Here is a 22,120-nt window from a genome sequence, read left to right on the forward strand (position 1 = left end):
AGACTTCCAGTCGGGCTATATGAGTCAACGACACACCCACACGCCCGACTTTAGGCATGGATGTGTCGCTGGTCTCACCAACCAAAATGGTGTTCGCACCACGGCATGTTGCCGAGAATGTTGATACGAACGCTCCGAGAATCCGAAGCAGGCTACTCCCCAACGAGGTGGCGGATCTTAGCCATGGTCACATGAAAATTTTGTTAAACGGGCCTCACGGATGCTCCAGATGACACCGCACCTGCTGACTCATCCCCCCCGTCAACCGCTGCGGCCGCTCACACCCTTTTGTACGCCGCGGGCAGCGATCCAGGAAAAAGCACCCGCCCGGCAACACCCGGTTTCCCGGCAGCTCCGTCGGCGCACTGACGTAGGCGTCATCCAGCGCCACCCCAAGCTTAGGCACTGCCTCCAGCAGCAGCTGGGTATACGGGTGCTTGGGCTGTTCCAGGACTTGCTCGGCGCACCCCAGTTCGACGATTTGCCCCAGGTACATCACCGCCACCCGGTCGGCCATGTGCCGCACCACCGAGACGTTGTGGGAGATCAGGATGTAGGTCAGCCCCAGCCGCCGTTGCAGCTCGGCCAGCAGGTTGAGGATTTGTGCCTGCACCGAGATGTCCAGCGCCGAGGTCGGTTCGTCCAGCACCAGGATGCTCGGGTTGGAGGCCAGCGCGCGGGCGATGGCGATGCGTTGGCGCTGGCCACCGGAAAACTGGTGCGGGTAGCGGTCCAGGTATTCGGCGCGGATGCCAACTTGCGCGGCGACCCTGGCAGCGATGGTGCGCATTTCGCCCTTGGGCGTGTCGCCGAGGGCAAACAGTGGTTCGGTGATGATTTTCCAGATGGGCAGGCGCGGGTCGAGGGACGATTGCGGGTCCTGGAACACGATCTGCACATGGCGGTGACGTTCCCGCGCGCTTTCGTAGACCCAGTCGACTTCGCCGTCGCTGGGCTTTACCAGGCCCATCAGCAGTTGGGCGAGGGTGCTTTTGCCGCAGCCGGACTCGCCGACGATTCCCAGGGTCTCGCCACGGCGAACCTGCAGGTCGATGCCGTTGAGGGCGTGGGCGTAGCCGCGAGGGCGGCCCAGCCAGTCGGTCTTGACCGGGAACTTGACCCGCACATCCCGCAGGGCCAGCAGTGAATCCTGAGGCACTGTCATAACGACTCCCCGGCAGTCAGCCAGCACGCGCTTTTGCGGGAACCGGCAGGGTTGATGAGGTTCAGGCGCGGGCGCTCGATGCATTGGCTCATGGCCTGCGGGCAGCGTTCGCGAAAGGTGCAGCCCAAGGGCAGGGCGGCCAGGTTGGGTACCTGGCCGGGGATAGTCAGCAGGTCGTCGCCGGGTTTGACCTGTTCCGGCAGGCCGTTGAGCAAGCCTTGGGTGTAGGGATGGCGTGGGTCGCTCATCACTTGGGCCGTCGGGCCTTCTTCCACCACCGCGCCGGTGTACATCACGTAGACCCGGTCACAGAACTGCGAGACCACGGCCATATCGTGGGTGATCAGCAAAATCGCGGTGCCACGCTCGCGGGCTTTTTCCCGCAGCAGCAACAGCACCTGGCGTTGCACGGTCACGTCGAGGGCGGTGGTGGGTTCGTCGGCGATCAGCAACTGCGGGTCGCAGGAAAACGCCAACGCGATCATCACCCGCTGGCGCATGCCGCCGGAGAGTTCAAAGGGGTAGCTGTCGAGCACTTGCTCGGGGTCGGCAATGTGCATGTCCCGCAGCAGGGCAATGGCCTTGGCGCGGGCGGCGGCCTTGCTCAGGCGCTGGTGATGGATGATCACGTCGAGCATCTGCCGGCCGATGCGCCGGGTGGGGTTGAGTGCGGTCATCGGCTCCTGGAAGATCATCGCCGCGTCACGCCCACGAATCTGCAACAGCTCCTTCTCGCTGGCACCGAGCATGTCGCGGCCGAGCATCTGCAAGCTGCCGGCGGTGATCCGGTAACTGCGCTCCGGCAACAGGCGCAGGCTGAGCATGGCGGTCACCGATTTTCCGGAACCGGACTCTCCCACCACGCCGACGACTTCGCCGGGGTTGACGTGTAACGACACGCCATTGAGCGCCTGCACGTTGTTGCGGTAAGCCGGGAATTCCAGGCTTAGGTTGTCGATGGCAAGAACGGGTGAACTGGGCATGGTCATTTCCCCTGTTGCCGTGGGTCGAGCAGGTCACGCACACCGTCACCCAGCAGGTTGAAACCGGTCGCGGTGACCAGGATCGCCAGCCCCGGAAAGGTCGAATACCACCAGTTGTCGAGAATGAAATTGCGCCCGGTGGCAACCATTGCGCCCCATTCGGCGGTGGGTTGTTGCGCGCCCAGGCCGATGAAACCCAAGGCCGAGGCCATGAGGATCGCGCTGCCGATGTCCAGGCTCAATTGCACCAGCAACGGCGGCATAGCGTTGCGGCCTACGTGCCACGACACGATGTGCCAGCGCCCGGCGCCGAAGGTCTGCGCCGCCTTGACGTAGCCCATCTGGCGAATGCTCAACGCTTGGCCGCGGGCCAGGCGTACGTAGAATGGAATACGCACCACGGTGATCGCCAGCATCGCATTGAACAGGCTCGGGCCCAGGGCAGCGGCCAGGGCCATGATCAGCACCAGGGACGGCACCGACAGCATGATGTCCATCAGGCGCATGATCAGGCTGTCGAAACGCCCGCCGATAATCCCCGACAGGCAGCCCAGCAGGCCGCCCACCAGGCACGAAGAAAACGCCACGAACAGGCCGACGCCCACCGACTGGCGGCTGCCGTACAGCACCCGGCTGAACAGGTCGCGGCCGACTTCATCGGTGCCGAACCAATGCTCGGCCGAAGGCTCGGCCAGACGCTGGGCCAGGTTCAGGGCGTTGGGATCATGGCTGGCCAGCCAGGGCGCGAAGGCCATGCAGATCAGCACGATCAGGGTGATGGTCAAGCCGGCGATGGTCAGCGGGCTGCGGCGTATTTGGTAGCCCAGGTATTCCAGTCGCGCGCGCCAGGTGGGGCGCTGCTCCAGGGGCACCGGTACGGGCATGGTCACGGGAGCGGTCATCTCAATTCACCTCGCCGATGCGGGGGTCGACCACGCGGTAGAGCAGGTCGATCAGCATGTTCAGCAGTACATAAATAAACGACACCATGATCGCGAAGCCCATCACCGCCGGGAAATCCAAAGACTGGATCGACTTCACCACGTAGGCGCCCATGCCTGGCCAGGCGAACACGGTTTCGGTGAGCACGGCGCCGTAGAGCAGGTCACCAAGGGTCAAACCGAGCACGGTGATCGACGGGATCAGCGCGTTGGGCAGGGCATGGCGCAAGATTACTGCCCAACGCGACAAACCGTAGGCGCGGGCAGTGCGAATGTAGTCCTCGCCCAACTGGTCGAGCATCGCCGAGCGGATCTGCCGGGCGACCACGCCGAGGTTGACGAATCCCAGGGTCACGGCGGGCAGGATCAGGTGTTCCAGGGCATTCAGGAACAGCGGGATATCGCCGGCCAGCAGCGAATCGATCAGGTAGAACCCGGTGAGGGTGCGCGGCGGTTCAAGGCCTTCGTCCAGCCGCCCGCTGCCGGGCAGCCAGCCGAGTTGGCCGTAGAACAATACGATCAAACCCAGGCCGAGCCAGAAGGCCGGGGTGGAAATGCCGGTGACCGCGAGCGTTCGGGCAACTTGGTCGATGGCGCGGTTGTGATACACCGCCGACAGCACGCCAAGCGGCACGCCGACCAGCACCGAGAGCAGCAGGGCGGCAACCGCCAGTTCCAGGGTCGCTGGGAAAAACGCTTTCAGGTCTTCCAGTACCGGGCGGCTGGTGCGGATCGAGGTGCCGAGGTCGCCGTGCAGCAGGTCGCTCATGTAGCGGCCGTATTGCTGGTACAACGGCAGGTCGAGGCCCAGTTGATGGCGAATGTTTTCGACGATCGCGTCGCTGGCCCGGTCGCCGGCAATCAGGCGCGCCGGGTCACCCGGGATCAGGTGGGAGATGCAAAAGGTAATCAGCGAAACGCCAACCACGACCAAAATCAGGCCGAACAGGCGTTTGCGCAACATATTCAGGAAGGCCATGAGGCACCTCGGGTGGAGAGCAGGCTTGTCGTGGCGAGGGAGCTTGCTCCCGCTGGGGCGCGAAGCGGTCCTGGCTTTTTTTGGGGCCGCTTCGCAGCCCAGCGGGAGCAAGCTCCCTCGCCACATAGAAAGGGCCAGGCGCAAACAACCGTTGCGCCTCAGCAGTTTCTATTTGCTGATCTCAGCCACGTTGAACACCTGCTCCAGCATCGGATGGAACACATAACCCTTCACCGAATCACGCATCGGCAAGGTGTAGTTCTTCTGATACAGGTAGGCGTACACGCTGTCCTTGAGCACGATCTTCTGCGCTTGCTGGTACAGCTCGGTGCGTTTGGCTGTGTCGTTGTTGGCGGCTGCGTCGCGAATCAGCTTGTCTACCACCGGGTTGCTGTAGAACGAGCGGTTGCCCGGCAGCCCTTGCAGGGAGGAGTCAAACCAGAAGTTCATGTACATGTAGGGGTCGGAGAAGTCCGGCGCCCACGAGCCGATTGACACGTCGAAGTCACCCTTGCCCAGGCGCTCGCGCATGGTGGCGTTGGCCAATTTTTCCATCTTCAGGTTGATCCCCAGCGGCGCCAGGCTGGCTTGCAGGGTCAGGCCGATGGATTCCCAGTCCGGGTCCTTGTCGGAGTACATGTAGTTCAGGTTGGTGATTTTTTCGGGGAGTTTCTTCAGGGCGGCGCCGGCGCCGTCCAGGTTTTGCTTCATCAATGGCAGGCTCGGGTCATTGGCCCACATGCCCGCGGGGATCGGCCCGTTCATCAACTTGGCCTGGCCCTTGAGGATGCCGTCGACAATGCCTTTATAGTCCACCGCATCCACGATCGCCTGGCGGGCGTTCTGGTTGTTCAGCGGGGCTTTCTGGTTGTTCAGGTACAGGTAGGTCACCCGCAGCGACGGGAACACCTTGATCACCACGTCTTTCTTTTTGGCCAGGTTGGTGAGCTGGTCCTGGGGCATGTCTTCGGCGATGTCCAGGTCACCGCGTTCCAGTTGCAGGCGGCGTACCGAGGCTTCGCTGATGATCTTGATCACCACCTTGTTCAGCGCCGGCTTGGGGCCTGCGTAGTAGGTGTTGGGTTCCAGGGTCAGGCTCTGGCCCTTCTGCCAGTTGGTCAGGCGAAACGCGCCGGAGCCAGCGGTGTGGGTAGACAGGTAGGCGTTGACGTCGCCCTGTTTCACCACATCCGGGTTGATGATGCCGGCGCCGTTGTGGGCCAGGGTGTAGAGGAACGGCGCATAGGGTTTGGTCAGGGTGAAGCGCACGGTCAGCGGGTCGACCACGGTGACTTTCATGTCATCCGGGAACGCGCCCGACGGGCCTTGCTTGAGTTGCATCACGCGGTCGAAGGAAAACTTCACCGCATTGGCGTCGACCTCGGCGCCGTCATCGAACTTGTTGCCGGGCTTGAGTTTGAAGTCCCACACCAGGCCGTCGGCCGAGGTGTTCCAGCTGTCGGCCAGGTCGCCCTTGACGTCGGTGCTGCCCTTGCCGTTTTCGACTTTATAGGCCACCAGTTTCTGGTACGCCGGGTAGGTCACCGCCCAATCGTTATTGTCGATGGTCACGGCCGGGTCGAGCGTTTGCGGGTCGGCGGCCTTGCCAATCATCAGGGTGTCTTTGGGCGCTGCGGCACTTGCCGATTGCCAGGCGCCCAGGCTCAGGGCGGCGCACAGCAGGGAGAGTGCGAGGGTCTTGCGATTGCTTGGGGTCATGCCGGTTTCCTTGATTATTTAGAGGAAAAAGCGGGTTGGTTTATTTTTATGAAATCTATAACCGGGCAGTTGGAGCTAAAGGGTGCAGCTAATTATTGTGATGGTACGGTCCTCAGGGTCAGTGCGACTCCTCAATTAATGGGAAAAGTTCGGCATCCGGCAATTCGTAATGCCACCACTCGGTGGCAATCGCCTTGAAGCCGGCGCCGAGCATGATGCCCAGCAGCAGCAGGCGATTGCGCTGCACCTGCGGTGGCAAGTCGGGGTAGAACTGGTGGGACTTGGGCTCCATGGCATCAAACGCCGTGCCCATGTCCAATGGCGTGCCGTGCTCGTCAAGCAGTGTCAGGTCGACGGCCACGCCACGGGTGTGGTGCGAGCCCAGGCGCGGGTCGCGCACGTAGTCCGGGTTGGGCAGGGCTTGCCACAACAGTTGCTGGGCGTAGGCAGGGCGATAAGCGTCATAGATCAGCAGGGTCATGCCGGCCTGGCGTGCCAGAAGGCTGGCCTTGCGCAGGCAGGCCGCCGCTTCGGTGTGCAGCAGGCAGCGCGCGTTGCGATAGATCACGGTGCCTGCCAGGTTGTCGGCACTGGCGTAGATCAGGTCGACCTGTACCGGGTAGTCCGGTGGGGCGATTTCTACCAATGGGCTGGTATTCACTCAAGCATTTCCTTTCTAGGGTCAGGATTCGAACTGGCCGAAGGCCTGTTGCAGGGCGCGGTTTTTCGCCAGGCGGGCATCCAGGCGCTCGCCGTAGCGCTCGGCGACGGCAGACACTATCAGGTTGAACAGGCACGTCAAAGGCGCCATGGAGTCCCAGAATTGGCCGACATCGGTTTTCAGTTGCAGCAGGTCCAGGTCGTAGTCCCGGGCCCAGGGGCATTGCAAGTCAGTGATCAGCGCCAAGGGTAGACCATGGGCATTGGCGGTCTCGCAAAATGTTGGGGTGATGCTGGAATAAGCGCGAAAATCGGCAGTGATGGCGTAGGGTTTTTCAAAGCCGGAGTTCAGGGTCTCGGCGTAGATCCCCGACAGGCCGTCGACGTAGTAGACCTTGGGCCGAATGTATTCCAGGTGACTGTGGAATGCGTTGAGGATGCCACGGGTGGACTGGATGCCGAGGATGAACACGGCGTCGGCGTCGACGATGTGTTGCACGATGTCGGCGAAACCCTGGCTGCGGGCCAGGCCGTAGACGTGCTGGATCGCTTCGATCTCGCGGGTGAGGGAGCGGTCGAGCGCGTCTTCCTGATCGTTTTCCTGGCGAAATGCGCCAAGACGGTCGGTGATCAGCCAGGACGCTTGCGGGTCGCCGCGCAGGCCTTGCTTGACGTCATCGAGGTTGCGATAACCCAGGGTTCGCAAAAACCGCCCCACCGAAATCCCGGTGGTGCCGGCCTGGTGGGCAATGCTGTCGGCGGTTTCAAACGGCAACTGTTGGAGGTTGCCCAGCAGGTAGGTGGCGATGCGTTTGCCGGTGGGCGTCAGCGTCGCGAACTGCTGTTCCAGCGTGCGCTGGAAGCTGTTTTTGTCCATGACGTTTTCGCGGCTACCGGTCATTGATGTTACTCGAATGTCGTGTTTTTAATTTCTGTTAGAAACATAACATCGGCAATCGCGATAACACAATGGCTTTTTTTGCGCGTGGGTACACAAGGGGGGACAAGAGCCGCTAGCCGATTCGGCGCAGGTGCGCCGTGTGATGCCCCTGGCCCATACCGCCCGGCAGGCAGCGCTATCAGGCACCCTCTGCGGCGGTGATAAACCGCCGGGCCAGAAACCCGTACAACAGGTATCCAAATGCCAACACCAACGTCGCACCAAACACCGCTTCCTCACCACAGGCATAGATCGCGTACAGCGAGTACCCCACGGCAACCAGCAGCACCGTGGTGTTGCGCGCATAAATCGAAGCCGTCACCCGCGCCTTGTGCATCATCACCAGTAACCCGGTAAGCGCAGTGACGTAAGGGATCAGGTTGGTCACCACCGCCAGGTTCACCAGCTTGCTGAACTGGGCGCTGGCGGTGGGTGAGATGGTCGACAAGGCAATCAGGCTCTGCAACGTCGCGCAGGCGATCAGCCCCAGCACGGGGGCCTGGGCGCCGGTTACACGACTGAAGAACCGTGGAAACAGGCGCTGGTCCGCCGACATCTTGGCCGTTTGCGCCAGGGTGAATTGCCAGCCCAGCAGCGAGCCAATGCACGCCACCACCGCCAGCGCCATGATGATGTCGCCCACCAGCGGCGTGAAGATCTGCGCATACACCAGGGCAAACGGCGCTGAAGACTCGGCCAATTCAGCGTTGGGCACAATGCCCTGGATCACCGTGGTCGAGAGCACATACACCAGCGCCGCGCCGAGAGTGCCGAACAGGCAGGCCAACGGCACGGTGCGCTTGGGGTCTTCGACGGCGTCATAGCCCTGGGCGGCGGACTCCATGCCAAGAAAGGCCCAGAGGGTCAGCGGGATACTCGCGCCAATCGCGTCCCACAGTTGCAGTTGGTTGGGGTTCCAGGCATCGCTGAACACCTCGGCCTTGAAGTAGAACCAGCCGAGCACACTCAGCCCCGCCACGGGAATGATCACGCCCCACACCGTGATTACACCGATCCGGCCGGTCAGGCGCGGGCCGCCGAAGTTGGCCGCGGTGGTCAGCCAGATCAGGCCCAGGGTGCCGATAAACAACGGAATCGGCCCGCTGCCCAACCACGGGATGAAGGACGACAGATAGCCCACCGCCGAAATCGCAATCGCCACGTTGGCGATGATCAGCGACAGGAAATACAGGAATGAGCACAGGAAAAACCCCGACTTGCCATGGGCTTCTTCGGTATAAGCCGACATGCCGCCGGTGCGTGTACAGAAGAGGCCGCATTGGGCAAAGCAGTACGCGATCGCCATCGAGCCTACGGCGGTGATCACCCACGACAGCAGCGAGATGGCGCCCAACTGCGCCAAGCTGGCGGGCAACATGATGATGCCCGAGCCCATCATATTGATCGCCACCAGGGTGGTCAGGCCCATCAGGCTCATCTTCTTGCTTGGCTCGGCCATCGGCAACTCCTTGTCGTGCGGGCGTGCGGTGGCAGGCTAGCACGTTGTACTCACTTCGCCTTGGCGCCCCGGTTTTCCCCCAGGATCCTCGCCGCATCCCGCGCCGGCGGCAGGCCGAACACCCGGGCGTAATCGCGGCTGAACTGGGTCGCGCTTTCATAGCCGACTTCGAAGGCGGCGCTGGTGACATTTTTGGCGCTGGCAACCATCAGTGTGCGGGCCTGCAGCAAGCGCACGCGTTTTTGATACTGCAACGGGCTCAGGTTGGTGACGGCCTTGAAGTGCCGGTGGAAGGCCGACACGCTCATCGCGGCTTTCTGCGCCAGGGCCTCTACTCGGATCGGCTTGGCGAAGTCCCGGCGGATCCACTGGATGGCCTGGCTCACCCGGGCCATGGCGGTGTCGGGTGCGGCTATTTCCCGCAGCATCCAGCCGTGGGGCCCTTGCAGCACACGGTAGAGAATCTCGCGCTCGTAAGCCGGTGCGAGGGCGGCTATCGCTTCAGGGTTGCCCATCAACCGCAGCAGGCGCAGCCAGGCGTCCATCAGTTCCGGGGTGACGGCGGCCACTGAAAATCCTGCCTCGTGGTCGTAACGCCCGGCAGGTTTGGGCAAGTCACTCAGCAGCGTCGTGAGTACCGTCGGGTCCAGTGTCAGGCTGACTGCCAAATAGGGTTCGCCGGTGGCCGCCGGGTGCACGGTGCCCACGGCAGGCAACTCGATGGACATCACAAAATACGTCGCCGGGTCATACCGCAGCGTGCGATCACCCACGGTCATGGATTTGCTGCCCTGCAGGATCAGGTTGATCATCGGGTCATACACGGCGGCCAGCAGGTGCTCGGGAATCGCGCCCTGAACCATGGCCACGCGCGGGATGCCCGTTTCGGTGCGGCGGTTTTCGGCCTTGGCGGCCAGGGCGCGCAGTTCGATCAGCTGTGTGTTCATGCCGGGCATGCTGAACGTCCGGGTGTGTCTTGTGCAAGCGAAAAGCACAAACAGGCAGGTTTCGAGTACGAACGGCTGCGTCGGCGCGAGCGCGAACGCCTACTGTGGTGACTCATTTGAGCAAGCAGTGGAGCCACACATGGGCGTTATCCTCATCACCGGCGGCAGCCGTGGCATTGGTGCCAGCACTGCAGAGTTGTGTGCCCGTAAAGGCATGGGTGTGATCCTGACCTACAACAGTCATCCGCAAGCCGCCCAGGCGGTGGTGCAGCGGATCGAGTCGGCGGGCGGCCAGGCGGTTGCGCTGCCACTGGATGTGGCTGACGTCCGTTCGTTTGAGGGGTTTAGCGAGACGGTAAAACGGACCTTATCGGCAACCTGGGGCGTGGGCGGCTTGAGTGGCCTGGTGAATAACGCAGGTTTCGGCCTCTTTAATCCCCTGGCCTCGGTCACCGAGGCGCAGTTCGACGGGCTGTTGAATGTGCACCTCAAAGGCCCGTTCTTCCTGACGCAAGCCTTGCTGCCGTTGCTGCAAGCCCATGCCTGCATCGTCAACCTGACCAGCGCGACCACCCGCGTGGCCACCGCTGGCGTAGCGCCTTACGCGGCCTTCAAGGGCGCATTGGATGTGCTCACCCGCTACATGGCCAAGGAGTTCGGCGAGCGGCAGATCCGTGCGAACGCCGTCTCCCCGGGTGCCATTCGCACCGAGCTGGGCGGCGGGCTCAATGATGAGTTCGAAGCGCTGCTGGCTTCACAAACGGCCCTGGGACGCGTGGGCGAACCTGAGGATGTGGCGCGTGTGATCGCCATGTTGCTCTCGGAAGACGGTCGCTGGATCAATGCCCAGACGATCGAGGTCGCGGGCGGTTACATCATCTGAAAAGCGAGGCTGAATAATGCTGGATCATCTGTTTTTGTCGGTCAGCGACATACAACGCTCGATTGATTTCTACCGCGCCGCACTGACACCGCTGGGCATCACCACGCGCCATGACTACGACGGCAAGGACGGCCCACCGGGCCATCCGGACCTCAAGGGTTTCGGCGCCAACGGGCGGATATTCTTCTGGCTGCGCGAGGGCGTGGTTGAGGGCCGGACGGTGCACGTGGGTTTCGTTGCCAGCAGCCGCGCCGAGGTCGATGCGGCCTACCAGGCGGCGATGAGTGCCGGCGCCGTCGACAACGGCGCGCCGGGCGCGCGTTTGCACTACGACCCGAACTACTACGCCGCCAATGTGCTGGACCCGGACGGCTACAGCCTGGAATTCGTCTACAAGAATTGGCAGCACGCTCAATGAAGACCTTAATGATCTACGGCGCCACGGGCTACACCGGACGCATGGCGGCCGAAAACGCCAAGGCACAAGGGCTGGACCTGGTGATCGCCGGGCGCAATAGCCGACGCCTGGCACCGCTGGCTGCGCAACTGGATGTGCCGTATCGCGTGTTCTCCCCGGATACCCTTGCCAGGGATGCCCTGGAGGGTATCGACGTGCTGTTGAACTTCGCCGGACCGTTCGCGCAGACAGCAGGCGCGCTGATGCAGGCGTGTATCGCGGCAGGCGTCGACTACCTGGACATCACTGCCGAAATCAACGTTTACCGCTTGGCAGAGCAACTGGGTGCGCAGGCAGCCGAGGCGGACGTCATGTTGTTGCCCGGGGTAGGCTGGGACGTGGTGCCGACAGATTGCCTGGCGATGCACGTGGCGCGTCGCGTGCAGCACCCGCAGTCGCTGAAAGTAGGGTTGCAGGTCGCCGGTTCCATGTCCCGGGGCTCGGCCATGAGCGTCGGCGAAATCATCGGTGCGGGACTGCTGGCGCGGGTGGACGGGCAGCTCATCGCTACCCCGGATGCCCAGCCACAGCCCCTGGATTTTGGCGATGGTCCGGTATTGTGCGCACCGCTGTCCTTTGGTGACCTGGTCACGGCGTGGCACTCCACGGGCATCCCGAATATCGCCATGTTCGTGCACATCGGCGGCGATGCGTTTCCCGAGGGTGACCTGTCACAACTGCCCGATGGCCCCAGTCTCCAACAGCGCGAGGCCCATCCTGCCCGGGCGGTGGCAGAGGCCACAGGAGCCGATGGCCGCGTGGTTCGCTCAGTGATCGAAACCGTCAACGGTTACACCTACACCCCTTTGGTGGCGGTGGAAGCAGCGCGTCGGGTGCTCGATGGTGAGCGCCGACCGGGGTTTGCAACGCCTGGGCAAGTGTGGGGTGCGGGGTTTGCCGAAACCATTCGGGGCACCACGATTATCGACCTGTAAGCCAGTCACTGGCTACGCATCACCCGGCAGGCGCCTTGAACCTGGCGGCATCGCGGCCCAGCGAAGTCGCCGTATTGGCGCCGATGATCGAGCGCGCCGACATGAGCCAGGCAGTCGACGTGCCACAGCTGTTCGACACGGTCAGAAGCGAATACGGGCGCCTGGACATTCTGGTCAATAACGCCGGTGTCGCGGTGTTCCAGATGATCGAAGAGGCGTTCCATCGCCAGTTCAACCTCAATGTGCTGGGTTACCTGTTGGCTGTTCGCGAAGCCGTCAAGCTGCTTGGCCCAGGAGGCAGCATCATTAACATCAGCTCGATCCTCAGCACCGATCCCTATCTGGCTTCCAGTGTCTATTCGGCGACCAAGGGCGCGGTGGATACGTTGACCTTCGCCTTGGCGCGTGAGTTGGGGTCGAAGGGGATTCGGGTCAATTGCATACTGCCTGGGCATACAAACACGCCTGCCACCGACGGTAACTTCGCGGGTGAATTTGGCCAGCAGCGTATTGCAGGCACCCCACTGGGGCGTTTTGGCGAGCCGGAAGATATCGCGCCGCTTGCAGTGTTCCTGGCGTCCGGCGATGCCCATTGGGTCACCGGCGAGTCCATCCGCGCTTCGGGTGGGGTGCGTGGCGTGGGTTATTGATCAACGTAGGACGGATCAGGCGGCCTGCGGCTGCATCCGCAACTCACCTTCCACATCCTTGACCAACCCACTGGCCACAAACAACGGCGCCACGCGTTTGTGCAACTGCGGCTCGACAAACTCTTTCACCGTGTCCAGCGCCAGCATGCCGCTCAACGGCAGCTCGGCCTTGGTGTAGGACAGCCAGGCTTTTTTCAGCATCAACAGCACGTCGCCGCCTGCGGTGGAGGCGAAGCGGCGATGGACTTTCTTGCCGTCGAAATCGAAGGTGTGCTGGAACTCGTAGCCGGCCTCGTTGCCTGCGCTGGCGACGCAGCGAATGCAGGTGCAGGGGCCATCACCGAAGGCGCTGCGCAGGTAGTTGTTGAAGTCCACCACGGGCTTGAGTGACAGGCGCTTGTCTACCTCGAACAGGTCCCCGGTCATTTTTTCGTCAGTGTTCAAGGTCGATTTCCTCGCAGCGGTTTTTTCAAGGGCGGCACGATACCAGCCGAAGGCCGTGGGCGGGTAATTTTTGGTCGCTTCAGTGGGGACGTCCATTCGCCAATGCTCTTGTTAAGGTTTCCTCAATCATTACCCCTAAAAGGACACCGACATGAGCAGCAAACCCACGATCTACAACCACGGCGTTTCATGGGAAGAGGGCAACAGTGTCAGCCAGGGCTATCGCATCAATGGCACGATCTACATTGCCGGGCAGTTCTCTCACACCCTGGAAGGCGAGTTCGTTGACGGTGATGCGGCCGCCCAGACGCGCCAGACCCTACAGAACCTCGACCATGTGCTGGCAGGTTTTGGCGTCGGCCGTTCAAACATCGCTGCGGTGGATTTTTTCCTGGTACACGCCAAGCGCGATTTTGACGCGGTGGTGGCTGTGTGGAAGGACTACATTGGCGCGCATCGCCCGGCCGCAACCCTGATCGGGGTGAATTACCTGGCGTCCGATGCGCAGATCGTCGAGATCAAGGTGATCGCCCACGCCGACTGATCAGCCCGCCAGTTCATCCACCATCAGGTCGATAAAGCGCCTTACCCGGGGTTCCAGAAAACGCTTGCTCGGGTACATCGCTAGAATCTCCACATCCCCGGCGTCCAGGCCGGGCAGCACCTGCATCAGGCGCCCGGCGGCCAGGTCCTCGGCCACCACGAAATCCGGCAGCAAGGCGATGCCCAGCCCGGACACGGCGGCGTCACGCAGCGCTTCGCCGCTGTCCAGGCGCAGGCGGCTGCGCCCGTAAGCCTTGACCCAGGTGCCGTCCGCCTCGCGAAAGCGCCAGCTTTGCTTGCGCGTGCGGCTGCTGAAATACAGGCAGTCGTGGTGGGCGAGGGCGTCCATGTCCCGTGGCGTGCCATGCTCGGCGAGATAGCCCGGCGCGGCGCACAGCAGTGCTTGATAGTGGGCCACCACCCGGGAAACCAGCTGGCGGTCGGTGTTGGCGCTGCCGATGCGGATGGCCAGGTCGAAGCCGTCCTCGACGATATCGGCGGTGCGGTCGGTAAAGCTGACTTCCACCTGCACGTCGGGCCAGGCGTGCAGGTACTTTTTTAATAACGGCAGCAACACCTTGCGCCCGAACGCGTCCGGCACCGTGAGCCGCAACAAGCCGCGCGGTACGCCGGTGGGCTGGCCGATACGGCTTTGGGCGTTGTCCACCGCAGCGAGGATCTCCAGCCCCTGGTCATACAGCGCCCGGCCTTCGTCGGTGAGGCTCAGGGTGCGGGTGGTGCGGTTCAGCAGGCGCACGCCAAGGCTGTCTTCCAGGCGCGCCACGGCCTTGCCGGCAGCCGAGCGGGTCAGGCCCATGGCCTGGCCTCCAGCGACAAAGCTGGCGCCATCGACCACGGCCATGAAGATCAGCATTTCGTTGAGGTTGGTGCGCAGCATGCACAGAGCTCCGGGCACGGTGGAAAAGGGCAGGGCGGGCAATATAACAGTGCGGTTACTGGAAGGCGTGGTGCATCCAACTACGTCTGGGCAGGCGCGCCTTTGATCAGCTTTTTTCGAATATCAAGAGATCCCGATATTCTTCTCCGGCCTTAGAAATCACCGCTACGCTCGCTGCCATTACCCCACATGGCGGGAGCTGACACCGTCTCGAATTGAAATGCACCCAAAAATGCTCCCACAGAGGATCAGCGGAAGAACTCACCCGGTGTGGCGTCGAACTGCTGGCGGAAGGCGTTGATGAAGGCCGAGGTGGATTCGTAGCCGCAGGCCAATGCCACATCGGTCACCCGTTCGCCTTGCTCCAGCGCGGGCAGGGCACTGAGCAATCGCAGGCGCTGGCGCCAGGCGCGGAAGGTCAGGCCGGTGTCGCTCAGGAATAGCCGGCTGAGGGTTTTCTCGCTCACCGCCAGTTTCTGGCTCCATTGCCCAAGTGTGGTTTGCTGCTCCGGATGCAAGTTCAGGCTGCGGTAAATCTGGCGCAGGCGGCTGTCAGATGGCAGCGGCAACATCAGGTCGACCTGGGGCGCAGCGGCCAGTTGGTCCAGCACCACCTGGGCCAGCCTTCCGTCCGGGCCGTCCTCGGCATATTCCACCGGCAACTCGCTGAAGCTGCGAATCAACTCCCGTAACAGGCTGCTCACCGCCAGCACCTGGCAGCGGTTGGCCGCCCAGCCGGTGACGCTGCAATCAAGGTACAAACTGCGCATCTCGGTATGCGGCGAACTGAATACCCGGTGCGGCATGCCTGCCGGTATCCACACGGCCCGTTGGGGCGGCGCCACGAAGCGTCCTACACTGGTCTGGATCTCCAACACCCCGGAAATCGCGTATGACAACTGCACCCACGGGTGACTGTGCCGCCGCGTCAGCGCGCGGTTGGGCAGGGATTCGGTACGGCCATACACCGGCCTCGGCAGGCTGGAAAGCCCGGGCACGCTGCGGCGCACGGTTTTGTCATGTCCTTTAGGCGGCATTTACTGGCTCATTGGCGTTAGTCGGTAACAAGCCGTTACGTTAGAGTCGCGACGATGCTCTTGGCAACCCCTGGAAGATTGGCTTATGACCCGCCCACGCTTTTTACCTGACAACTTCACCCTCACTCTGGTGGCCACGGTGCTCCTCGCGTCCCTGCTGCCTGCCAGCGGCCAGACCGCCGTGGCCTTTGGCTGGGTGACTAACCTGGCCATCGCGCTGCTGTTTTTCCTGCACGGGGCCAAGCTGTCGCGCCAGGCCATCGTCGCCGGTGCCGGCCACTGGCGCCTGCACCTGCTGGTGTTCAGCCTGACCTTCGTGCTGTTCCCGTTGCTGGGCCTGGCGCTCAAGCCGGTGCTGTCGCCGCTGATCGGCAAAGACCTGTACATGGGCATGCTCTACCTCTGTGCGTTGCCCGCCACCGTGCAGTCGGCGATTGCCTTTACCTCGCTGGCTCGCGGCAACATCCCGGCGGCGATTTGCAGCGCGGCGGCGTCGAGCCTGTTCGGGATCTTCCTTACGCCGTTGCTGGTGACCTTGCTGCTTAACGTGCATGGCGATGGCGGCTCCACGGTTGATGCGATCCTGAAAATCAGCGTGCAACTGTTGCTGCCGTTCGTCGCCGGGCAAATCGCCCGCCGCTGGATCGGTGAGTGGGTAGGGCGTAACAAGGCCTGGCTGAAGTTCGTCGACCAAGGCTCGATTTTGCTGGTGGTGTACGGCGCGTTCAGCGAAGCCGTCAATGAAGGTATCTGGCACCAGATCCCGTTGTGGGAACTGGGTGGCCTGGTGGTGGCATGCTGCGTGTTGCTGGCGCTGGTGCTGGTGGCGTCCACGGTGCTGGGCAAGGCGTTCGGGTTCAGCCAGGAAGACCGTATCACCATCCTGTTCTGCGGCTCGAAGAAAAGCCTGGCCACCGGTGTGCCGATGGCACAGGTGTTGTTTGCCGGGGCAAGCATGGGGGTGCTGATTTTGCCGCTGATGCTGTTTCACCAGATCCAGTTGATGGTCTGCGCAGCGTTGGCCCAGCGGTATGCCAAGCGTCCGGAATCGATTCCGGAGTTGATGGGGCAAGTCGATCCCTGAACCGTCGTGTTACTATTTTTTGCGCGCGGCTCAAGGGGCGGCATCGGGCCGGCAAGATCCGCGCGCACATGAGTACGACGACCTGTAAATGAGCATTTGCGCCGCAACACCTCAAGCCAACTGGCAACCGGTCTTCGCCCTCGCGTTGGCCGCTTTCGTGTTCAATACCACTGAATTTGTGCCGGTCGGCCTGCTGAGTGCCATCGGCGCGAGCTTCGACATGCCCATCGCCAGCGTCGGCCTGATGCTGACCATCTATGCGTGGATCGTGTCCCTGACCTCGCTGCCGGTGATGCTGCTGACCCGCAACGTCGAGCGGCGCAAGCTGTTGATCGTGCTGTTCGGCATGTTTATCGCCAGCCATATCCTGTCCAGCGTGGCCACCAGCTTTGGCATTTTGATGCTCAGTCGGGTGGGTATTGCGCTGTCCCATGCGTTGTTCTGGTCGATTACGGCCTCGCTCGCGGTGCGTCTGGCGCCGGAGGGCAAGCAGGTGCAAGCCCTTGGGTTGCTGGCTACCGGCACCTCGCTGGCGATGGTGTTGGGTATCCCTCTGGGCCGCCTGCTGGGCGAAGCCATGGGCTGGCGTACCACGTTTTTGGTGATTGGCGCGTTCGCGGCCGGGCTGGTGTTCTGGCTGGCGCGCACCTTGCCGCGGCTGCCAAGCCAGAACTCCGGTTCGTTGCGCAGCTTGCCACTGCTGTTCAAGCGCCCGGCGCTGGTGGCGTTGTATGTGCTGACGGCGATGGTGGTGACGGCGCAGTTCACTGCCTACAGTTATGTTGAGCCGTTTGTTGAAGGTGTTGCTGGTATGAGTGGCAATACGGTGACCCTGATTCTGCTGGTGTTCGGCGGTGCGGGGATCATCGGTTCGTTGTTGTTCAGCCTGGTGCATCGCTTTAACCCGCATCGTTTCCTGATCACCGCCGTGACCATTCTGGCGTTGTGCCTGGCGTTGTTGCTGCCGTTGAGTGGCGAGGTGTCGTACCTGGTGACCCTGAGTGTGTTCTGGGGCATGGCCATTATGGGCTTTGGCCTGGCGCTGCAATCGAAGGTGTTGGTGCTGGCGCCGGACGCCACGGATGTGGCGATGGCGATGTTTTCCGGGATCTATAACATTGGGATTGGCGGTGGGGCGTTGATGGGGAGCTGGGTGGGCAGCCATTTTGGGTTTGCCTGGATTGGCGCGGCGGGCGGGTTGCTTGCGGCGGTGGCGCTGATTGGGTATTGCTTGGCGATTTATCGGTTTGGGCAGGGTGTGGCGCGTAGCCCTCTGTAGGAGCGGGCTTGCTCGCGAAGAATTTGAGGGCGCCGTTGGGTGTCAGGGTGCTTGTGTCATCGTTAACGTCCATCGCGAGCAAGCTTGCTCCTACAGGAGGTGTTTTGATGGTAGTTCGTTTGATTGGGCCGGCGGTGTTCGCAGTGCTCGCCGGGTTTTCCGGGTTGTGGTTCAGCCCCGCAAGCCTGGCGGCCAGTTTTGATTGTGGCCAGGCGAAGGCGGCTGACGAGAAAACTATCTGTGCCACGCGCTCCCTGAATGATCAGGACGTGACCATGGCGCTGCTCTATGACCTTAATCGGCACTTTATGGCCATGGGTGGCCGCGGGTCGTTGATGGATGATCAGGCTGCCTGGCTTAAGAAGCGGCATACGTGTGGGACTCAAGTCAGTTGCCTGAGCAAAGCCTATGTCCAGCGGATTGCGATGCTGCGTAGCTTTATTGATGAGCGGGTGATGACGAAAGGGCCGTTCTGAACGGGCCACTTGCTACAGATCTTGTAATAGTTTTGCATTGTAGGAAATTGCTGTTTCACCTGTACGATTTAAGTCCTTTTTCCACAACAGGACCTACATGAACACCCTCTCGGAGCCTCCCAGTCGTCTTTCCCCAAGACATTCGCTGCCGCCGTTCCCGCTGATCGCCTGCCTCCAGGCCAAGCATCCCGTTTTTCGATTGCCTACCCTTACCCGGTCCCTCGACCGTGCGTTGCCGTGCCCGGCATTCTGAAAAACTTGAAGAGATACTGAAAAATGGAATGGTTAGCGGATCCAACGGCCTGGCTCGGCCTGTTGACTTTGATTGTGCTGGAGCTGGTGCTGGGCATCGACAACCTGGTGTTTATTGCGATCCTGGCGGACAAGCTGCCGCCGGAACAGCGTGACCGTGCGCGCCTGATCGGTTTGTCCCTGGCCCTGCTGATGCGCCTGGGCTTGCTGGCGAGTATTTCGTGGTTGGTGACCCTTACCCAACCGCTGTTCGAGGTGTTCGACAAGAGTTTTTCGGGCCGTGACTTGATCATGCTGTTTGGTGGTGTGTTCCTGTTGTTCAAGGCCACCATGGAATTGCATGAGCGCCTTGAGGGGCATGTGGCGCAGCGCACTGGCAATGTGGCTTATGCGATGTTCTGGCCGATCGTTGCGCAGATTGTGGTATTGGATGCGGTGTTCTCCCTCGATGCGGTGATTACCGCCGTGGGCATGGTGGATGAGCTGGCGGTGATGATGATCGCGGTGATCATTTCCATCGGCGTGATGATCATTGCCAGCAAGCCGCTGACCCGTTTCGTCAACGCCCACCCGACGGTGATCATGCTGTGCCTGGGCTTTTTGATGATGATCGGTTTTGCCCTGACGGCCGAAGGCCTGGGCTTTCATATTCCCAAAGGCTATCTGTACGCGGCCATCGGCTTCTCGATCCTGATCGAGCTGTTCAACCAGATCGCCCGGTCGCGCCGCAAGAAGTCGGCCCAGGGCACGCTGCCGAGGCGTGAGCGTACGGCCCATGCGGTGATGCGTTTGCTCGGCGGGCGTAATTTGGCAGTGGAGGAAGTAGGCGAAGAGGTCGCCGACCTGCTGGACAACCCCGATGCCAGCGGCGGGCCGCTGTTCGACCGGCGTGAGCGGGTGATGATCAGCGGTGTGTTGCAATTGGCCGAGCGGCCGATCCGCACGCTTATGACGCCCCGGGCTAAAGTGGACTCTATCGATCTGTCGGACGATCCCGACACTATCCGCCTGAAACTAATGCATTCGTCTTACTCGCGGCTGCCCTTGGTCCGCAACGGTGCTGTCGACGAGCCATTGGGTTTCGTGCACAAGAAGGAGTTGCTCAAGGAATACCTGGCCGGTAATGAGCCGAATCTGGAGCACTTGGCGCGTCGTGCAATCAACCTGCTGGAAAGTTTTTCGATCCTCAATGCCCTGGAGCAGATGCGTCAGGAGTCGACTCACATTGCCTTCGTCATCAACGAATTTGGCGACTTTATCGGGGTGTTGAGCATGACCGACATCCTCGAGTCCATCGCCGGTGAGTTGCCGGATGCGAGTGAGGTCGAGGGGCCGGATATTGTTGAGGAGGAGGGTGGTTTCCGGATCAATGGTGCCTTGAACCTTAACCTGATCCGCCAACGCACTGGCTTCCAGGCGGTGGCGACGCAGGATTACCAAACCCTGGCGGGTATGGTGATGAGCCTGCTGGATCGACTGCCGGTGGTCGGTGACAGCCTGGAACATGAAGGCTGGCGCCTGACCGTGGTGGCAGTGGAGGAGCGGCGGGTCACGCAGGTGTTGCTGGAATGATTCTGGTCTTGGCGAACGTCTCCCTCAGGGTTTTTTCGTCGAACCCCTTCAGCTTATTGATCATCTTGCCATTCTGAAAAACCAGCAGGGTGGGAGTGCCAGTTACCTCGGGGTGCCTTGGGGTTTGGGCGGTATCGAGCACCAGGCTTTTCACGATGCGAGCGTATTTCCTGGCAATGCGTTCAAACAGTGGCCCGGCCTCCCCGCAGGCCGGGCAATGCTGCGAAACAAACAGCATAAACACCGTCTTGTGCGACTTAAGCACCCGCTGATATTCCTTGGCATTGGTAATCACCTCCGTTGCAATTCCCATGATGATCTCCTCTGGAAAAAGGGCATGGCCCACGCTAAGCCAGTTGATCAACACGGTCTACTGTCAGAATTAACAGGTAGCCCTCAACGCTCCGCCCGCTCCCGAGCCTTCTTCGCCAGCCCCACGCACTGCTTGTAGTCCCCATTCTCCTTGGCGTCCTTGGCGCGGCGATAACCATGGTGGTTCTGGCTCATGTAGTCAGTTGCAAACGCCGCCTTGAGCTTGGCCAGCTCGGCCTTGCATTCGCGCCGGTCATCCTTGGCAAAGGCATTGCTGGCAAACGCCAGCGACAACAACAAAAGTACAAGGCTGATCTTCATCTGCATGCATTCCTTGGGGGCCGATCATCAGCCAAGGCTAGCCCAGGCACGAGATTTTTCCATTCTGTCACTGCACCGCTTTTGTGCACGGTAACGAACCGCGCCCGCACCCAAATGTGGCCTGTCACCCGGTATGTGGCCAACGGTAGCAATCTGCTCGCACCGAGTGGCCCAATGCCTTATCTGCGATAAACTTTTATCTCATTGATTTAAAAAGAAATTAATCCTGCAATATTTTTCTGTTACCGCGTATGGCACACTTTCTGCTGTCTATTCCGTTGTTACATACCAAGTTCCGGTATAGCGGAATACACAATTCCTGGAGTGCCTGTCATGCATCACCGACCTTCCGTGTTTAAAGCGTGTGTTTTTCTCTTCGCCGCATCGGCTTCCCTCGCAAGCGCAGTGCATGCGGCGGACAGCAAGCTCGATACAGTGCTCAAGCGTGGGCACCTGATCGTGGGTACAGGCAGTACCAATGCGCCGTGGCACTTCCAGGGAGCGGATGGCAAGTTGCAGGGTTTTGATATCGACATCGGCCACATCGTGGCCAAAGGCTTGTTCAACGACCCAAGCAAAGTCGAGTACGTGGTGCAGTCCTCCGACGCCCGCATTCCCAACCTGTTGACCGACAAGGTCGACATGAGCTGCCAGTTCATCACCGTCACCGCCAGCCGTGCGCAGCAAGTGGCCTTTACCCTGCCGTACTACCGCGAAGGCGTGGGCCTGCTGCTGCCGGCCAACAGCAAATACAAAGAGATCGAAGACCTGCAAGCCGCCGGCGACAGCGTCACCGTGGCCGTGCTGCAAAACGTCTATGCCGAAGAACTGGTGCACCAGGCTTTGCCTAAAGCCAAGGTCGACCAGTACGACAGCGTCGACCTGATGTACCAGGCCGTGAACTCCGGCCGTGCCGACACCGCCGCCACCGACCAGTCCTCGGTCAAGTACCTGATGGTGCAAAACCCGGGCCGCTACCGCAGCCCGAGCTACGCCTGGAGCCCGCAAACCTACGCGTGCGCCGTCAAGCGTGGCGACCAGGACTGGCTGAACTTCGTCAACACCGCGCTGCACGAAGCCATGACCGGCGTGGAATTCCCGATGTACAAGGCCTCGTTCAAGCAATGGTTCGGTGTGGATCTGCCAGAGCCTGCGATTGGTTTCCCGGTTGAGTTCAAGTAATT

24 protein-coding genes and 1 riboswitch are annotated in these 22,120 nt (G+C 61.5%); of the genes, 10 read left to right on the forward strand and 14 right to left on the reverse strand.

Features of this window, described 5'->3' with window-relative positions; genetic code table 11:
- Positions 1-6 precede the first annotated feature (6 nt).
- A riboswitch (yybP-ykoY riboswitch) is annotated at positions 7-173 on the reverse strand.
- 41 nt (positions 174-214) lie between these two features.
- The 9 genes from RGV33_RS13555 to RGV33_RS13595 all read right to left on the reverse strand — a co-directional run bounded on the left by RGV33_RS13555 (position 215) and on the right by RGV33_RS13595 (position 9,793).
- A complete protein-coding gene (locus RGV33_RS13555; RefSeq protein ID WP_322144667.1) occupies positions 215-1,165 on the reverse strand; it encodes an oligopeptide/dipeptide ABC transporter ATP-binding protein in 951 nt (316 codons plus the stop codon).
- Positions 1,162-2,154, reverse strand: a complete 993-nt coding sequence (locus tag RGV33_RS13560) for an ABC transporter ATP-binding protein (RefSeq protein WP_322144668.1) — start codon at positions 2,152-2,154, stop codon at positions 1,162-1,164. The genes RGV33_RS13555 and RGV33_RS13560 overlap by 4 nt, the downstream gene beginning before the upstream one ends.
- On the reverse strand, positions 2,151-3,050 hold the full coding sequence (gene ddpC / locus RGV33_RS13565; RefSeq protein ID WP_322144669.1) for a D,D-dipeptide ABC transporter permease: 900 nt from the start codon (positions 3,048-3,050) through the stop codon (positions 2,151-2,153). The genes RGV33_RS13560 and ddpC overlap by 4 nt, the downstream gene beginning before the upstream one ends.
- 1 nt (position 3,051) lies before the next feature.
- On the reverse strand, positions 3,052-4,068 hold the full coding sequence (locus RGV33_RS13570; RefSeq protein WP_322144670.1) for an ABC transporter permease: 1,017 nt from the start codon (positions 4,066-4,068) through the stop codon (positions 3,052-3,054).
- 168 nt (positions 4,069-4,236) lie between these two features.
- Positions 4,237-5,787: an ABC transporter substrate-binding protein gene (locus RGV33_RS13575; protein ID WP_322144671.1), complete on the reverse strand. Its 1,551-nt coding sequence runs from the start codon at positions 5,785-5,787 to the stop codon at positions 4,237-4,239.
- Positions 5,788-5,905: 118 nt separating this feature from the next.
- Positions 5,906-6,448 carry a D-alanyl-D-alanine dipeptidase gene (ddpX, locus tag RGV33_RS13580; protein WP_322144672.1) on the reverse strand — a complete coding sequence of 181 codons (543 nt, stop codon included), beginning with the start codon at positions 6,446-6,448 and terminating at the stop codon, positions 5,906-5,908.
- A 21-nt stretch (positions 6,449-6,469) separates the two neighbouring features.
- A complete protein-coding gene (locus tag RGV33_RS13585) occupies positions 6,470-7,324 on the reverse strand; it encodes a MurR/RpiR family transcriptional regulator (protein WP_322148671.1) in 855 nt (284 codons plus the stop codon).
- Between the two features lie 202 nt (positions 7,325-7,526).
- Positions 7,527-8,846: a putrescine-ornithine antiporter gene (potE, locus tag RGV33_RS13590; RefSeq protein ID WP_322144673.1), complete on the reverse strand. Its 1,320-nt coding sequence runs from the start codon at positions 8,844-8,846 to the stop codon at positions 7,527-7,529.
- A 50-nt stretch (positions 8,847-8,896) separates the two neighbouring features.
- A complete protein-coding gene (locus tag RGV33_RS13595; protein WP_322144674.1) occupies positions 8,897-9,793 on the reverse strand; it encodes an AraC family transcriptional regulator in 897 nt (298 codons plus the stop codon).
- Between the two features lie 139 nt (positions 9,794-9,932).
- Here RGV33_RS13595 and RGV33_RS13600 point away from each other — a divergent pair, with 139 nt between their 5' ends.
- From RGV33_RS13600 to RGV33_RS13615, 4 genes are all read left to right on the forward strand, one after another.
- Entirely contained in the window at positions 9,933-10,676 is a 744-nt protein-coding gene (locus RGV33_RS13600) for an SDR family NAD(P)-dependent oxidoreductase (protein WP_322144675.1), read from the forward strand.
- Between the two features lie 16 nt (positions 10,677-10,692).
- Positions 10,693-11,094 (forward strand): VOC family protein, encoded by a 402-nt coding sequence (locus RGV33_RS13605; RefSeq protein ID WP_322144676.1) that lies wholly within the window; start codon positions 10,693-10,695, stop codon positions 11,092-11,094.
- A complete protein-coding gene (locus RGV33_RS13610) occupies positions 11,091-12,068 on the forward strand; it encodes a saccharopine dehydrogenase family protein (protein WP_322144677.1) in 978 nt (325 codons plus the stop codon). Before RGV33_RS13605 ends, RGV33_RS13610 begins: the two co-directional genes overlap by 4 nt.
- A gap of 83 nt (positions 12,069-12,151) precedes the next feature.
- Positions 12,152-12,718 carry an SDR family NAD(P)-dependent oxidoreductase gene (locus tag RGV33_RS13615; protein ID WP_322148672.1) on the forward strand — a complete coding sequence of 189 codons (567 nt, stop codon included), beginning with the start codon at positions 12,152-12,154 and terminating at the stop codon, positions 12,716-12,718.
- Between the two features lie 15 nt (positions 12,719-12,733).
- Here the strand turns inward: RGV33_RS13615 and RGV33_RS13620 are convergent, their stop codons facing one another.
- The gene (locus tag RGV33_RS13620) at positions 12,734-13,162 is read right to left on the reverse strand and encodes a hypothetical protein (protein WP_322144678.1); all 429 of its coding nucleotides are present in this window, start codon (positions 13,160-13,162) and stop codon (positions 12,734-12,736) included.
- Between the two features lie 151 nt (positions 13,163-13,313).
- Here RGV33_RS13620 and RGV33_RS13625 point away from each other — a divergent pair, with 151 nt between their 5' ends.
- The gene (locus RGV33_RS13625) at positions 13,314-13,706 is read left to right on the forward strand and encodes a RidA family protein (protein ID WP_322144679.1); all 393 of its coding nucleotides are present in this window, start codon (positions 13,314-13,316) and stop codon (positions 13,704-13,706) included.
- Here RGV33_RS13625 and RGV33_RS13630 read toward each other — a convergent pair whose 3' ends face one another.
- Positions 13,707-14,603: a LysR family transcriptional regulator gene (locus RGV33_RS13630; protein ID WP_322144680.1), complete on the reverse strand. Its 897-nt coding sequence runs from the start codon at positions 14,601-14,603 to the stop codon at positions 13,707-13,709.
- A gap of 248 nt (positions 14,604-14,851) precedes the next feature.
- Positions 14,852-15,640: a helix-turn-helix transcriptional regulator gene (locus RGV33_RS13635; protein ID WP_322144681.1), complete on the reverse strand. Its 789-nt coding sequence runs from the start codon at positions 15,638-15,640 to the stop codon at positions 14,852-14,854.
- Between the two features lie 85 nt (positions 15,641-15,725).
- Here RGV33_RS13635 and RGV33_RS13640 point away from each other — a divergent pair, with 85 nt between their 5' ends.
- The 4 genes from RGV33_RS13640 (at position 15,726) to RGV33_RS13660 (ending at position 20,303) form a co-directional block, all read left to right on the forward strand.
- Entirely contained in the window at positions 15,726-16,724 is a 999-nt protein-coding gene (locus tag RGV33_RS13640; RefSeq protein WP_322144682.1) for a bile acid:sodium symporter family protein, read from the forward strand.
- Between the two features lie 88 nt (positions 16,725-16,812).
- Positions 16,813-18,003: a sugar transporter gene (locus RGV33_RS13645; RefSeq protein ID WP_322144683.1), complete on the forward strand. Its 1,191-nt coding sequence runs from the start codon at positions 16,813-16,815 to the stop codon at positions 18,001-18,003.
- 107 nt (positions 18,004-18,110) lie between these two features.
- Positions 18,111-18,479, forward strand: coding sequence for a hypothetical protein (locus RGV33_RS13655; protein ID WP_322144684.1), 369 nt, complete (start codon positions 18,111-18,113; stop codon positions 18,477-18,479).
- A 276-nt stretch (positions 18,480-18,755) separates the two neighbouring features.
- Positions 18,756-20,303, forward strand: a complete 1,548-nt coding sequence (locus RGV33_RS13660; RefSeq protein WP_322144685.1) for a TerC family protein — start codon at positions 18,756-18,758, stop codon at positions 20,301-20,303.
- On the opposite strand, the gene RGV33_RS13665 is transcribed toward RGV33_RS13660, so the two are convergent.
- Positions 20,281-20,616 carry a thioredoxin family protein gene (locus tag RGV33_RS13665; protein WP_322144686.1) on the reverse strand — a complete coding sequence of 112 codons (336 nt, stop codon included), beginning with the start codon at positions 20,614-20,616 and terminating at the stop codon, positions 20,281-20,283. The two genes, RGV33_RS13660 and RGV33_RS13665, sit on opposite strands and share 23 nt — an antisense overlap.
- 83 nt (positions 20,617-20,699) lie before the next feature.
- Positions 20,700-20,936, reverse strand: a complete 237-nt coding sequence (locus RGV33_RS13670; RefSeq protein WP_322144687.1) for a hypothetical protein — start codon at positions 20,934-20,936, stop codon at positions 20,700-20,702.
- A 333-nt stretch (positions 20,937-21,269) separates the two neighbouring features.
- Here RGV33_RS13670 and RGV33_RS13675 point away from each other — a divergent pair, with 333 nt between their 5' ends.
- Complete coding sequence (locus RGV33_RS13675; protein ID WP_322144688.1) at positions 21,270-22,118, forward strand: transporter substrate-binding domain-containing protein; 849 nt, start codon at positions 21,270-21,272, stop codon at positions 22,116-22,118.
- Positions 22,119-22,120 lie beyond the last annotated feature (2 nt).

Origin of the sequence: Pseudomonas sp. Bout1 (genome assembly GCF_034314165.1) — a bacterium.
GTDB lineage: Bacteria > Pseudomonadota > Gammaproteobacteria > Pseudomonadales > Pseudomonadaceae > Aquipseudomonas.